We start from the raw sequence: 12,979 nt of genomic DNA on the forward strand, positions 1-12,979 counted from the left end.
CGGCGTCGGGATTCGACGGGCGCTATTCCCTAACGCTTCTGGCGATCAGGCGGGCCATGCTCGGCCCAAGCAGCAGCACGATCAGGAAGCGGGCTGACTGCAGCGCCATGACGAAGGAGATGTCGACGTTCTGCGCCGCGGCGGCAATGATGGCGACGCTGTCCATGCCGCCGGGGCTGGTCGCCAGATAGGCGGTCAGCGGATCGACGCCGGTCAGGTGACTGATGAGGAAGGCAAGGCCGCCGCAGAAGGCGATCAGCACCACGATCGAGCCGACGATCTGCGGCAGTGCCCGCATCGCGTGGCGCAGGATCGGCCGCGTGAAGTTCAATCCGATCGACCAGCCGACCATGGCGTAGCTGATGGCCAGCAGCCAGGGCGGCAGTTGCATCGGCACGCCGAGGCCGAGATGGACTACCGCGCCGAAGATGAAGGTGCCGAGAAAAAATGGCGAGGGCAGCCGGCAGAGTTTTCCCGCAAGACCGCCGACGATTGCGATGGCGATGGTGGCGGCGAACGGCAGCGGTTCGATCGGCGGAAACCAGATGATCGGCGGCACTTCGACGCCGGATGTGTCGACCCACATCTTCGCGACAAGCGCAGCCGTCATCGAGACGCAGATGACGCGCAGATACTGCATGAAGGCGACGAGTCGCTGGTCGGCACCGAAGGCGCCCGCCATCAGCACCATGGCGGTGGCGGCACCCGGCGAGGAGCCCCAGACTGCCGTGGTGCCCGGCAAAATGCGCCAGCGGCTGATCAGCCAGCCGAGCAGGCTGGAAGCCGCGAGCGTGGCCGTGACAGCACCGAGAAAAAGCGGCCATTCGGCATAGAAGACCGGGAAGATGTCGGCCGAGATCGAAGCGGCGACTAGGCAACCCACCACGGCCTGCGCGGAGCCGAAGAGCAGGCGCGGCACGCGCACGGTGGCGCCATTGGTGCCGGCGAGGATCGCCGCCAGCATCGGGCCAATGAGCAGCGCCGCTGGCAGTGCTGCGAGTTCCAGCGCAGCGGCGAACAGCAGCGAGACCGCCAGCAGCGCCAGCCACTGCTGTGGCGAGCGCATGCGCGCCATGCGTTCAATGGGCTGTTTGTCGAGAGGCGGCTGCTCTGGCGAGGAGTCCATATCGCGCTCTTAGACCGATCGCGGGAAAATGCGAACCCGTTTCTCCGGCGAAAATATGCTTCGCAGGTCAGCCAGACTTATCGGCGGGCAGGCCGAAGCCGCCCACCGGCTGCGTCTCGACCTGGAACTCGAAGCCGGCGATGAAGGGCTTCGCCTTGGCGATCGCTGCCTGGACTTGCGGCAATTGCAGCGAGGCCTTGTGGCTCGCCTGGTCGGTCCACACCTCGGTCACCCAGATCGCATCGGCGTCGACCGGGTCGGTGGCGATGATGTAGCTGAGGCAGCCAGGGAGCGCGGCGGTGCTTTCGCGCAGCACGTCCATGACCGCGTCGCGCTGGCCGCGCGCCGCCCGCATCTTGCCGATCAGTCCGTACATTCCTCACTCCCTCCAGGTTGCGCGCCATGCGAGTATGCAGTCGGCGGCTCACGGCATCAACTGGCCGCCATTGACCTCGATCACCTGGCCGATGATGTAGCCGCTCAGCAGCTCGGACGACAGGAACAAATAGGCGCCGACGCAATCCTCGGCCGTTCCAGCGCGGCCCTGTGGGATGGTGGCGACCATGGCCTTGACCTGATCCGCGGTCGAATAGCGTTCATGGAAGGGCGTGAGGATGGTGCCGGGGGCGACCGCATTGACGCGGATGCCGAAGCCGATCAACTCCTTGGCCAAGCCGCGGGTCACATTGGAGACGAAGGCCTTGGATGAGCCGTAAAGGCCGGCGCCGCCGCCGGCGCCGTTGCGGGCGGCTATCGAAGTGGTGTTGATGATGAAGCCGCCCTGGCGCTTCAGCCACGGGATGGCTTTTCGGGAAGCGGTCAGCACCGAGCGGGCGTTGAGGTCCATTACCGCGTCGTAGTGCGCCTCGTCCTGGTCGGCATAGGCAACGCGGCCGAGCATGCCGCCGGCATTGTTGACCAGCCCGTCGAGCCGGCCGAAATGTCCGGCACTTTCCTCCACCACACGCTCGACATCGGACGGCAGCGAAAAGTCGCCCTGGGTGAGAAACACCTCGCCGCCATCGTCACGGATGGTATTGGCGAGCCTTTCGGCGGCGTCGCGGCTCGAATTGTAGTGGAGCGCCACGCGGCATTTCTGCCGGGCATAGGCATGGGCAAGTGCAGCGCCGATGCCGGTCGACGCGCCGGTGACCAGCACCACCTTGCCGGCCAGGTCGGGAATGACAAGTGTCGTCATGATGGTCTGGCCTCCGAAATATCCCGCCCTTTCGTAGGCCATTGCCGACCCGGCGTTCAAGCTCGCTGTTGCTCAAGGCCGGAGATAGACATAGCCCTGGCGCTGCAGTTCGGCGAGTTTGACCACGCCGCCCTTGTCGGCCACGTGAAAGCCGGCCAGCAGGTCGGCGAGCGTGAGGTTCATGCCGTCCATGGTGTTGCCGCAGGCCTGCGGCGTGAGCCCCTGCTGGACGAGGCCGGCAAACCGGCTGGACGTCGCGCCGGACGCGCTTTTCGCCTTGAAGGCCGCGAGCGCCGGGCCATGCACCACCAGCACGACGTCGACATTGCCGCCGGTGCCCTCGTAGTGGTTCTTGATGTTGCCGAGCACGAAATTGACCTTGTCGACGTCGCTGAGGTGGTAGGCGACCTTCAGCCGTTCCTCGCCCGTGGCGGCACTTGCCCGGCGCAGGCCGAATAGGCTTGCTGTTCCGGCCAGGCCGGCGCGGAAAATATCACGGCGCAGCATCGCATCCTCCTCGATCGGCCGGCTCTCGCAGTCCTGCGTGGCCCCAGCTTCGCCAACCGTATGTTCTTGCGCAATTGCGGGCGGAATCCGTTACACACTTCTCCTGGAATTCTCCCTAGACTAGCATAAGTTGCGACTACGTCCTGCGGTGCGAGGAGGGATCACATGACGTCCAAGATTGCGGTGGGCGCAGTGCTGGGCGCTGTGTTGTTCGTTGCCGGATCGGCACTTGCCGAAGATGCTCCCAAGCTCACAGAACTCAGTCCCAATGGCGCCGATGCCTGCTTCGGCCGCGTCTATGATGCCGCCCACCTCAAGGCACATCCGCACCAGAAGGTGGCGCGTATCTTTTTCTACTACGGTCGCGACCCGGTCAGCCGGCCGAACGAAGAACCGAGCACGATGTCGGACGTCGCCTATAACGGTTTTCTCACCACCAGGGTGCGCGGCGCCACGAAGCCGGAGTGGGCCGCTGGCTGGTGCAACAAGGAGGATCCGAGCGACAAGGCGAGCGCCATCCGTTGCGGCATGGAATGCGACCGCACGCTTGCCTCGCTCAAGGTCGACGACAAGGGCCGGCTCATCGTCTCCAACCTTCAGGCTGATGTCTATCTCGACGCCGGCGCGGAGGAGGAACTCGGCGCGGCGGAGTACGATAAGCAGGCGCTGGGCAGCGACGACGACAATTTCCGCCTCGACCCGATGCCGACCGACACCTGCAAGGCGGAGTTCGCGCGTATCGACCCGATCGATCCGGCGCTGGGGGATCCGCTGCGCGAGCGGCTGAAGGCCGACCAGCCCTTCTGCTATGGCCGCGACTACGATGACGCGCATCTGAAGTCGCATCCCGACCAAGCGACGCAATCGATCCGCGTCTTCCGCGGCCCGATCGAGCTCGCCTCCTTCGCGTCAACCGGCGATGCCGCCAATTGGCCCGACGGCGCCGACATCGCCGTTTCAGTCACCACCCGCCAGAAGGGAGCCAAGGTCACGCAGACCTATTCCTGCCAGGGCGAGGCCGACCAATGGCGCTGTTCGGCAAGCGCCAAGATGAGCGATTTCGCCTGCGACATCTCGCAGAAGGAGATTTTCCTCAAGCGGGGCGCCAACGGCACGATGATGCTGGCCAACCCCAACAGCGCGCTTGCCATCGTCGACCTCTGCTCGAGGGCGGCGGACGGCAAGACGAGATCCGACGACAAGATCTACCGGCTGAATCCAATGCCGCAGTCGGCCTGCTCGCCGTAAGGCCTGTCGATATTCAGGTGATGCCGGCCTGCGAACGGCGGTTTCCTGCGCTTCCGGCCTTCGCCGGCCGAAGCATTCATGAAAGTGACGTGGGAGTAAGACAAGGCTTCGGCCGGCGGAGGCCGGTGCTCACGTACTTCAAGTACGCTCCGCTCCGGTTCTCGGCAGCCACCGTTCTCGACTCGGCCTGACCTGAATCTCAACAGGCCTTAGGAAGGGTAAAGCTAAGGGCGAGTCTCAGGCGAAGGGCACCGCCGAGGTGCCTTTCGGCAGCTTCGCCTCGTCGTCCGGCTCGACATGGATGGTGACGCGCACCGACGGGATCTCGGCTTTCAGCGCATCCTCGATGCGGTCGCAAATGACGTGGCTGGCACCGACCGTCATGTCGGCATCGACGACCAGATGAAATTCGATGAAGGTCGCGCGGCCGGCAATGCGGGTCTTCAGGTCGTGCACCTCGAGCGCGCCTTTCGAATTGGCCGAGATGATGTCGCGGATATGCATATGCTCCTGGGTGTCGACGGCGCGGTCCATCAGGCCGCTCAACGATTCTCCGGTAAGCTTCCAACCTTGATAGAGAATGTTCAGCGCAACGAGCAGCGCAAGCAGGGGGTCGAGGATGTGCCAGCCGGTCATCACCGCGGCGACAAGTCCCACGATGACGCCGAGCGAGGTAAGCACGTCGGTCATGATGTGCTGGCCGTCGGCGACCAGAGCCGGCGAGCGTTCGGTGCGGCCGTTGCGGATCAGCACGAAGGCCCAGATCGCGTTGACCAGAGCCGCGCCGGCATTGATCGCCAGACCCTCCCAGGGCTGTTCGAGCGATGCCGGGTTCTGGAGTGACTGCCAGACCTTGGCGATGATCAGCAGCGCCGCAACGACGATCAGCACGCCCTCGAGCACGGCGGAAAAGTATTCGGCCTTGTGGTGACCGAACGGATGATCGGTGTCGGCCGGTTTATGGCTGATGCGGATTGCCCAAAAGGCGGCAGCCGCAGTGATCACGTTGACGATGGACTCCAGGGCGTCCGAATAAAGCGCGACGGAGCCGGTCCTCTGCCAGGCAACGAACTTCAGCCCCATCACCAGGAAGGCGATGACGATCGACCAGAAGGCGAGGCTGGCGACCTTGCGCTTCGCGGCGGCTTTCGCCGCGACCGCCGTCGTGTCTTCCATCGAGGCCATCGTTGCTAGGCAGCCTTTTCCCTGGCCTTGCGCGGCAGGTGCGCAACGATGTTCTCGATGATGCGCATGCCGGCATTGTGGCCGAGCGTCATGATCGATTCGGGATGGAACTGAACCGCGGCGATCGGCTCCTTGCGGTGCTCGAAGGCCATGATGATACCGTCCTCGGTCTCGGCGGTGACGACGAAGTCGTCGGGCAGGCGCACCGGATCGGCGAAGATCGAGTGGTAACGGCCGACCGTCACTTCCTTCGGGAGCCCCGAGAAGATGATCCCGGGCTTCGAGACGCGGATGCGCGACGGCTTGCCGTGCATCGGGATGTGCAGTTGCCGGAGCTCCCCGCCATAGGCTTCGGCCAGCGCCTGCAGGCCGAGGCAGACGCCGAAGACCGGCAGCTCGCGGCTCCTCGCCTTCTTGATGGTGGCGGCGCAGTCGAAATCCTTCGGCGTGCCCGGGCCGGGCGAAAGCACGACGAGATCGGGCTTCAGCCGCTCGAACACCTCTTCCGGCACCGGGCTGCGCACGGTGGAGACATTGGCGCCGGTCTGGCGGAAGTAATTGGCTAGCGTGTGGACAAAGCTGTCCTCGTGGTCGACCAGCAGGATGTTGACGCCGTCGCCGACGCGCGCGGTGGTGCGTTCGGCGCCAGCGGCGTTGCCGGTCTTGGCGTCGCGGATGGCGGAGAGCATGGCGGATGCCTTCAGTTCGGTTTCGGCTTCTTCTTCCTCGGGCACGCTGTCGAAGAGCAGCGTGGCGCCGGCACGCACCTCCGCAATGCCGTCCTTGATGCGGATGGTGCGCAGCGTGAGCCCGGTGTTCATGTCGCCGTTGAAGTTGACCATGCCGATCGCGCCGCCGTACCAGGCACGCGGACTCTTCTCGTTCTGCTCGATGAAGCGCATGGCCCAGAGTTTCGGCGCGCCGGTGACGGTGACCGCCCAGGCGTGCGAAAGGAAGGCGTCGAAGGCATCCATGCCTTCGCGCAGCCGGCCCTCGATGTGGTCGACGGTGTGGATCAGGCGCGAATACATCTCGATCTGGCGGCGGCCGATGACGCGCACCGAACCCGGCTCGCAGACGCGCGACTTGTCGTTGCGGTCGACGTCCGAGCACATGGTGAGTTCGGATTCGTCCTTCTTGGAATTGAGCAGCTTGAGGATCTGCTCGCTGTCGGAAATGGCGTCGTCGCCACGCTTGATGGTGCCGGAGATCGGGCAGGTCTCGACGCGGCGGCCATTGACGCGCACGAACATCTCCGGCGAGGCGCCGATCAAATACTCGTTTTCGCCGAGATTGATGAAGAACGAATAGGGCGAGGGGTTGATCGACTTCAGCTTGCGCGAAATGTCGGAGGGCTGGGTCTCGCAGCGCTCGTAGAACATCTGGCCCGGCACGACCTCGAACAGGTCGCCGCGCTTGAAGCTCTCCATCGCCCGGCGCACCAGGCTCGCATATTCGCCCGGCTCATGGTCGCCGCGCGGCGGGATGCGGTCGGCGGTCTTGAACGGCTCGACGGCGGCGTCGCGCGCCAGGCCGTTGGTCGAGAAACCCTCGCCGGAATAGTCGTAGCGGTCGGTCCAGGCCTTGGTCGAATAGTGGTCGACGACCAGGATCTCGTCGGGCAGGAACAGCACCAGGTCGCGCTGGCTCTCTCTGCGTTCGAGCTTGTGGTCGACAGGGTCGAACTGGAAGGCGAGGTCATAGCCGAAGGCGCCGTAGAGGCCGAGATTGGCGTCCTCGCCTGTCCTGAACAGCGCAGTGACGGCGCGCAACACGGTGAAGACCGACGGGACGCGGCTGCGCTCCTCCTCGGTGAAGACGCGGCCTGGCTTGGCGACATCGAGGCGGATAAGCCGCTTCGAAGTCTCGGTGATGGAGACCTCGGCAAGTCCGCTCAGCGCTTTGCCGATCGCCGGCAACAGCACTTCGCCGCGGGCATTCAGCGCCTCGATGCGCATGGCGCGGCCGCGCGCCGAGAACACCAGCGGCGGATCGATGATGGCCGTGTCCCAGCGCGTGTAACGACCCGGATACTCGTAGTTCGAGGAGAAGACCGCGCCACGACGGGAATTCAGGCCGTCGACATAGGCGTCGATCGCGCCTTCATAGGGCTGCTGATGGCGTTCGCGGGTGATCGTCACGCCGCCCGCAGTGACGAAGCGCTCCGCCCCGTTGTCCAGAACTGTTGTCGTCATTGCCGTCTCCATCAGCGTTTTGGGCAACGGACCCGGGAATGGCTTGAAAAAACAAATGGCCGCCCGGACATTCCGCTGCGGCCACCCTCTCTTTACGCACGCGCGTTCGAACTGGCCGCTGTCAGCGAGCCCACCACCAAACGGTCTTGTTCGAACGCATGTTCATGGCGACTCCCATAGCGGCGAACGGGCTGCCGCGCAACTGGATTCAATACAGACGGTGAAGGTAGGGCGCCGTCGAGAACGGCGCTCAGTCTTCCAGCGTGCCGGAGCGCGCATCGCGGCTCCTTTTGTCGCCGGCAAGCTTCAGCAGGTCCTCGCCGGCGCGGATGATGCGGCGCGAACGCCGGGTCAGAATGAATCCAGCCTGCGGGGCGAACACCTCCGTGCGCCCGTCCACCTCGCCGGGTGAATGGACGATTGTGGCCAGCCTGGCGCCCGTCTCGACCCGGTCGCCGGGCTTGACGTCGTAGAGGATCGCGCCGGCCCTGGGAGAGGGCATCATATCGATGTTTTCCAGCGGCACGACGGCTCCTGTGAAGCTGCGGGGGCTGGCGACTGACGGATCATCGATGACGCCGCGCGTCACCAGCAGGCGATAGAGGCCTTGCGCGTCGGAAGCAGCCAACGCGCCGTCGACGTAGAGCATGCCGCGATACTCGACCGTGGTGACGACGCGCCGGTCGAAGCGCGCGACGCTCGCCGGCTGAATCTGGTAGGGCATGATCGAGGCGGCCTCGAAGGTGCCGCTGCTGTCCTCGCTCCACAGCAGCACCGTGTCGACCCCCATGGCGGCCGCGCAATCGGCCATCGCCGGCCACAGGCTGGTGTGGATATAGAGATAGGCAAGGCTTTCGTCATCGCAGTGCAGATCGAGCACGATGTCGTGCCCAAGCGAAAGCTCGAGCAGCCGCGTCTTCAACCGGCGGTCGGCGCCGCCAAGGCTTGCGTCAGGCAGGAGCTTGGCGTCCGGCGCGGCAAGCAGCGGGAAGGGCGCGGTTGAAATTGGTGCGGGTGCCGAGATTGAAGCGGCCTTGGTGCTCGCCGAAATGATACTGGGCTCGGCCGATCGGATTCGCCCATGGCACGACGGTGATCGAACCCCTGATACGGCGCTCGGTCTCAGCCCCGGCAAGCATCGGCATCAGCGCATCGATGGCGACGACGCCCGGCAGTTCGCCGGCATGGAGGGCTGCCTGCAGATAGGCGGTCGGAGCCGCCTTGTCGCTGCCCTCAAAACGGAAGACCGGGAATTCGTAGGCGACGCCTTCGCTGTCGCCGGCGATGCGCTCGATCGTCTTTTGCATGAGGTGCCTCCGATGGAAGGCCAGCGATGCATGTTCGCAGCCGGTTGTCAGTGGTCCAGCGCAAGCCGCGCTGTAGGCGCAATCCGAACCATTTGGCGGTGAGGCAGCGCCGGAGGGGAGAGCAACAGACCTTAGCTCAGACCAGCGGTTTCAGCTCCTGGGCGATGGTCGGCAGAAGCTCGGAGACGTTGGGGTGGATATGCATGGCACGCGCCAGCGTCGAGATCGGCGCCTTGGCATACATCAGATCGAGCACGCAATGGATCGCCTCGTCGCCACCCGGCCCGAGCACCGAGCAGCCGAGGATTTCGCCGGTGTCGGCATCTGCCAGGATCTTCATGAAGCCTTGCGTCTCGCCCTTTTCGATGGCGCGGCCGACACGGGTCATGGGCCGCTGGCCGACCACTGCGCGGCGGCCGGCCTTCCTCACAGCGGCCTCCGTCATGCCGCAGCGGCCGAGCGGCGGATCGATATAGAGCGCATAGGCATCGATGCGGTCGCTCACCTTGCGCGGATCGTTGTCGAGCAGATTTGCGGCGACGATCTCGTAGTCGTTGTAGGAGGTGTGAGTGAAGGCGCCCCTGCCGTTGCAGTCGCCCATTGCCCAAATGCCTGGCACGCTGGTGCGAAGCTGGTCGTCGACGACGATGTAGCCGCGCTTGTCGATCTCGATGCCGGCCTTGTCGAGGCCAAGATCGTCGGTGTTGGGTTTGCGTCCCAGCGCCAGCAGCACATGCGAGCCGACGGCCGGAGGCTTGCCGGCACCGAAGCTTACGGCGATGTCGTTGCCTTGTCTGGCGAAGCCGATGTCATCGGCGCCGACATGGACAGTGATGCCTTCATTTTCGAGGATGGACAGGATGGCGGCCGAGACGTCTTCGTCCTCGCGGACGGTCAGCCGCGGCGCCTTTTCGATCACCGTGACCTTCGAACCGAAACGGCGGAACATCTGCGCGAATTCGAGCGAGATGTAGCTGCCGCCGACGACGACGAGATGGCTGGGCAGTACATCGAGATCCATCATCGAGGAATTGGTGAGATAGGGAATGTCCTTGACGCCGGGCAGTTCGGGCACCGAGGCGCGCCCTCCAGTGTTGAGGAAGATCTTTGGTGCGGTCAGCAGATGCCCGCCGACGCGCACGGTGCTCGCGGATTCGAAGCGGGCGTGACCACGGTAAAGCGTGCAGCCCTTCATCCCGGCGATCCAGCTTTCCAGATTGGCGCGTGCGTCGTTTGTCACCTTGTCCTTGCGCGCCTTGATCCGCTTGAAGTCGACGCCAACAGGACCGGAGAGCGCGACGCCATAGTCAGCGGCGCGGCGGGCAAGATGCGCCGCATAGGCGCTTGCCACCATCGTCTTGGTCGGCATGCAGCCGGTGTTGATGCAAGTGCCGCCGACGAACTTGCGCTCGATCAACGCAACGCTCATGCCGGCAGTGTCAAGCCGGCCGGCGAGAGACGGGCCGGCCTGGCCCGCTCCGATGATGATGGCGTCGAAGCTCCTGGCCGTCATGTGAGGACGGCTACAATCAGCAGGCCGCCGGCGATCGCCACCGCGTCCTCGATGAAGGCGGCGGGCGGATCCCTGCCGAATGCAGCGGCCAAGCGCGCTCGCGCTTCCGCGCCGCCCAGCGTGCCGACCACCGCGCCGATCGCGCCGGCGATCAGGCCGCCGATGGTGGCGCCGGCAGGGGCGCCGATCACGGCTCCGCAGAAGGCACCCACGACGATACGGGCGCCGAATTGCTCCGGCACCTTGCGGCTGGGTGTCGACGGCAATTGATCGGTGATGAGCTCGACAATTCCCAGGATGGTGAAGATGCCTACGGCGATCCAGTGGCCCATGAAACTTGCCCAGCTGTTCGCGACCGGCAGCCAGCCGAGCCAGGCGCCCCAAGCGGTGGCGGCAAGCGCCGTTCCGGCTCGCAGGCCGGCGACGACACCAATCAGCAATGCAAGGATGTAAAGCATGATCGACCCCTCAATTCGCGGATCGTTGCGCGGTCCGGGGACGGCAAGCTAGCATAGGCCGTGCTTCTGGCCACGGCTTTTCCCAGCCAGAGCTGGATGCTCGTCACGATCATTCCTGGAAAACTCTCGCCTGTATTGCAGCGGTGAGATCTTGAGCCGCGCCGCGAAATGCTGGCGCAACGAGGTGGCACTGCCGAAGCCGGCCTCGAAGGCCACGACATCGATCGATTTGTCGGTCTCTTCCAGCAGCCGCTGCGCCAGGCCCACGCGCTGGTCGGCCAGCCACTCACCGAAGCTGGCGCCGATCGACTTCTGGAAGCGGCGCGTGAACGTACGTCGGGTGAGACCGGCGCTGTCAGCCACGCTATCGAGGCTGTGGGCTTGGCCGAGTGTCGTCCGCACCTCGTCGAGGGCCTTGGTGAACCGGTCGGCGTTGGGCGTCGGCGCCAGCGGGCGTTCGATGAACTGAGCCTGTCCGCCCTGCCGGTGCGGCGAAAGCACGACGTGGCGGGCGAGGCGAAGCGCTGCCGCGGCGCCGTAGCGGTCCCGCACGATGTGCAGGCAGCAGTCGAGCCCGGCGGCGACGCCGGCCGAAGTGACGATGTCGCCGTCGTCGACATAGAGAACGTCGGCATCGACAGCGATGTCGGGATGAAGAGCCTGCAACTGGTCGGCATAGGCCCAATGCGTCGTCGCCTTTCGCCCGGCAAGCAGTCCGGCGGCGGCGATCGCGAAGGTGCCGAGGCATAGGCCCACGATCAGCGCGCCGCGCCGATGCGCCTTGCGCAGCGCATGCTTGAGCGGCTCCGCCAAAGGCACATCGAGATCCTTCCAGCTTGGCACGATGACGATATCGGCTTCATCACACGCACAGAGATCGTGTGGGACCGAAATGGTCAAACCGGCGTCGGTATGGATCTGCCCTTTCTCTATCGCGCAGACGCGAAAGTCGAAGCGCGGCAAGCCAAGTTGCGTGCGGTCCGCACCAAAAACCAGGCATGGCACGGAAAGGTGGAAGGCGCTGATGCCGTCAAAGGCGATCGCGGCGATGATCGGATTGCGCAAGTCAGACACCGTGGGAGTGAGGCAAGGCTTGGGATGGAGAAGTGTCCCAATTCTTTTGAATAATGTCAATCGGGCCACTTTCTAGGCCAGCATGTCCAGTCTAGCTTCCGGTCGTCAACCCGGTCGAAAGGAAACCGCCATGTCAGCACCAGCCAGCCAGCCGCGCCGCGCGCTCGTCGTCGTCGACGTCCAGAACGATTATGACGGCGGCAATCTCGCCATCCAGCATCCGCCCTTCGCCGATAGTGTCGCCAACGTGGCGCGCGCCATGGATGCCGCGGCCAGGGCCGGCATCAAGGTCGTCGTCGTCAGGCAGATGGCGCCCGAGACTTCGCCGATCTTCGCCAGCGGCAGCCCTGGCGGGGACCTGCATCCCGAGATCGCCCGGCGTGTCCGCGACCACTATGTCGAAAAGAAGCTGCCCTCAGCTTTCACCGGCACCAACCTGGAAGACTGGCTGCGCGGCAACGGCATCGATACGATCACGGTCGTCGGCTACATGACGCATAATTGCGATCTGTCGACCATCATCCATGCCGTGCATATGGGCTTCTCGGTCGAGTTCCTATCGGACGCGAGCGGTTCGGTGCCCTACGCCAACAGCGCCGGCTACGCGTCGGCCGAGGACATTCATCGCGTGGTGAGTGTCGTGCTGCAATCGCGCTTCGCCGCGGTGCTAAAGACCGCCGAATGGATCGACTGCCTGAAGACCGGCGCCCTCCCGGAACGCGACTCGATCTATGCGTCGAACCAGCGGGCGCTGGCCCGCAACGCGGCGTAGCCGCGGCGCGGAATGCGAAAAGGGCGCCGCGTTGCCGCGGCGCCCTTTGGCAGTCGGGTCAGCCGATCCTAAGTTAGATCTAGAACAGGCCTTCGATCTGGCCGGTCTCGTTGAGGAAGATCTTTTCCGAGGACGGCGCCTTGGGCAGGCCGGGCATGGTCATGACCTCGCCGCAGATGATGACGACGAAACCGGCGCCGGCGGCCAGCCTGACCTCGCGCACCGGCACGGTGTGGCCGGTCGGCGCGCCGCGCAGGTTGGGATCGGTGGAGAAGGAATACTGGGTCTTGGCCATGCACACCGGCAGCTTGCCGTAGCCGGCCTGCTCCCAGGCATGCAGTTGGTCGCGGATCGACTTGTCGGCGATCGCCTCGTCGCCGCGGTAGATGCGCTTGA

At 64.9% G+C, this 12,979-nt stretch carries 12 protein-coding genes and 1 pseudogene; 2 read left to right on the forward strand and 11 right to left on the reverse strand.

The annotated features are described in order from the left end of the window. Positions 1-22: 22 nt before the first annotated feature. The 4 genes from EN818_RS21160 to EN818_RS21175 all read right to left on the reverse strand — a co-directional run bounded on the left by EN818_RS21160 (position 23) and on the right by EN818_RS21175 (position 2,831). Complete coding sequence (locus EN818_RS21160; RefSeq protein WP_129553829.1) at positions 23-1,126, reverse strand: AbrB family transcriptional regulator; 1,104 nt, start codon at positions 1,124-1,126, stop codon at positions 23-25. A 67-nt stretch (positions 1,127-1,193) separates the two neighbouring features. Next, positions 1,194-1,502 (reverse strand): putative quinol monooxygenase, encoded by a 309-nt coding sequence (locus EN818_RS21165; protein WP_095809353.1) that lies wholly within the window; start codon positions 1,500-1,502, stop codon positions 1,194-1,196. Positions 1,503-1,550: 48 nt separating this feature from the next. Next, positions 1,551-2,324 carry an SDR family oxidoreductase gene (locus EN818_RS21170; protein WP_095809365.1) on the reverse strand — a complete coding sequence of 258 codons (774 nt, stop codon included), beginning with the start codon at positions 2,322-2,324 and terminating at the stop codon, positions 1,551-1,553. A 72-nt stretch (positions 2,325-2,396) separates the two neighbouring features. Continuing rightward, the gene (locus tag EN818_RS21175; protein ID WP_095809354.1) at positions 2,397-2,831 is read right to left on the reverse strand and encodes a DsrE family protein; all 435 of its coding nucleotides are present in this window, start codon (positions 2,829-2,831) and stop codon (positions 2,397-2,399) included. A gap of 165 nt (positions 2,832-2,996) precedes the next feature. Between EN818_RS21175 and EN818_RS21180 the strand changes: the two genes are divergently transcribed. Further along, positions 2,997-4,079, forward strand: coding sequence for a hypothetical protein (locus EN818_RS21180; protein WP_095809355.1), 1,083 nt, complete (start codon positions 2,997-2,999; stop codon positions 4,077-4,079). A 237-nt stretch (positions 4,080-4,316) separates the two neighbouring features. Here EN818_RS21180 and EN818_RS21185 read toward each other — a convergent pair whose 3' ends face one another. From EN818_RS21185 to EN818_RS21210, 6 genes and pseudogenes are all read right to left on the reverse strand, one after another. Next, positions 4,317-5,264 (reverse strand): cation diffusion facilitator family transporter, encoded by a 948-nt coding sequence (locus EN818_RS21185; protein ID WP_135904621.1) that lies wholly within the window; start codon positions 5,262-5,264, stop codon positions 4,317-4,319. A 5-nt stretch (positions 5,265-5,269) separates the two neighbouring features. After that, positions 5,270-7,459, reverse strand: a complete 2,190-nt coding sequence (locus tag EN818_RS21190) for an anthranilate synthase (protein ID WP_095809366.1) — start codon at positions 7,457-7,459, stop codon at positions 5,270-5,272. 250 nt (positions 7,460-7,709) lie between these two features. Next, positions 7,710-8,766: pseudogene (locus EN818_RS21195) on the reverse strand (succinylglutamate desuccinylase/aspartoacylase family protein). Between the two features lie 136 nt (positions 8,767-8,902). Further along, entirely contained in the window at positions 8,903-10,279 is a 1,377-nt protein-coding gene (locus EN818_RS21200) for an FAD-containing oxidoreductase (RefSeq protein ID WP_095809357.1), read from the reverse strand. Further along, entirely contained in the window at positions 10,276-10,737 is a 462-nt protein-coding gene (locus tag EN818_RS21205; protein WP_095809358.1) for a DUF4126 domain-containing protein, read from the reverse strand. The genes EN818_RS21200 and EN818_RS21205 overlap by 4 nt, the downstream gene beginning before the upstream one ends. 48 nt (positions 10,738-10,785) lie before the next feature. Continuing rightward, positions 10,786-11,802 (reverse strand): helix-turn-helix domain-containing protein, encoded by a 1,017-nt coding sequence (locus EN818_RS21210; RefSeq protein ID WP_095809359.1) that lies wholly within the window; start codon positions 11,800-11,802, stop codon positions 10,786-10,788. A 139-nt stretch (positions 11,803-11,941) separates the two neighbouring features. On the opposite strand from EN818_RS21210, the gene EN818_RS21215 reads away from it, so the two are divergent. Further along, the gene (locus EN818_RS21215; protein ID WP_095809360.1) at positions 11,942-12,583 is read left to right on the forward strand and encodes a cysteine hydrolase family protein; all 642 of its coding nucleotides are present in this window, start codon (positions 11,942-11,944) and stop codon (positions 12,581-12,583) included. 79 nt (positions 12,584-12,662) lie between these two features. On the opposite strand, the gene EN818_RS21220 is transcribed toward EN818_RS21215, so the two are convergent. Then, positions 12,663-12,979 (reverse strand): formate--tetrahydrofolate ligase (locus EN818_RS21220; protein WP_135906544.1); only part of this gene is annotated, 317 nt, incomplete at its 5' end.

The organism is Mesorhizobium sp. M3A.F.Ca.ET.175.01.1.1, from assembly GCF_004791945.1.
Taxonomy (GTDB): Bacteria; Pseudomonadota; Alphaproteobacteria; order Rhizobiales; family Rhizobiaceae; genus Mesorhizobium.

Coding starts and splice junctions, on each gene's coding strand:
- EN818_RS21160 (WP_129553829.1), bottom strand. CDS start 1,126: ATGGACTCCTCGCCAGAGCAGCCGCCTCTCGACAAACAGCCCATTGAA.
- EN818_RS21165 (WP_095809353.1), bottom strand. CDS start 1,502: ATGTACGGACTGATCGGCAAGATGCGGGCGGCGCGCGGCCAGCGCGAC.
- EN818_RS21170 (WP_095809365.1), bottom strand. CDS start 2,324: ATGACGACACTTGTCATTCCCGACCTGGCCGGCAAGGTGGTGCTGGTC.
- EN818_RS21175 (WP_095809354.1), bottom strand. CDS start 2,831: ATGCTGCGCCGTGATATTTTCCGCGCCGGCCTGGCCGGAACAGCAAGC.
- EN818_RS21180 (WP_095809355.1), top strand. CDS start 2,997: ATGACGTCCAAGATTGCGGTGGGCGCAGTGCTGGGCGCTGTGTTGTTC.
- EN818_RS21185 (WP_135904621.1), bottom strand. CDS start 5,264: ATGGCCTCGATGGAAGACACGACGGCGGTCGCGGCGAAAGCCGCCGCG.
- EN818_RS21190 (WP_095809366.1), bottom strand. CDS start 7,459: ATGACGACAACAGTTCTGGACAACGGGGCGGAGCGCTTCGTCACTGCG.
- EN818_RS21200 (WP_095809357.1), bottom strand. CDS start 10,279: ATGACGGCCAGGAGCTTCGACGCCATCATCATCGGAGCGGGCCAGGCC.
- EN818_RS21205 (WP_095809358.1), bottom strand. CDS start 10,737: ATGCTTTACATCCTTGCATTGCTGATTGGTGTCGTCGCCGGCCTGCGA.
- EN818_RS21215 (WP_095809360.1), top strand. CDS start 11,942: ATGTCAGCACCAGCCAGCCAGCCGCGCCGCGCGCTCGTCGTCGTCGAC.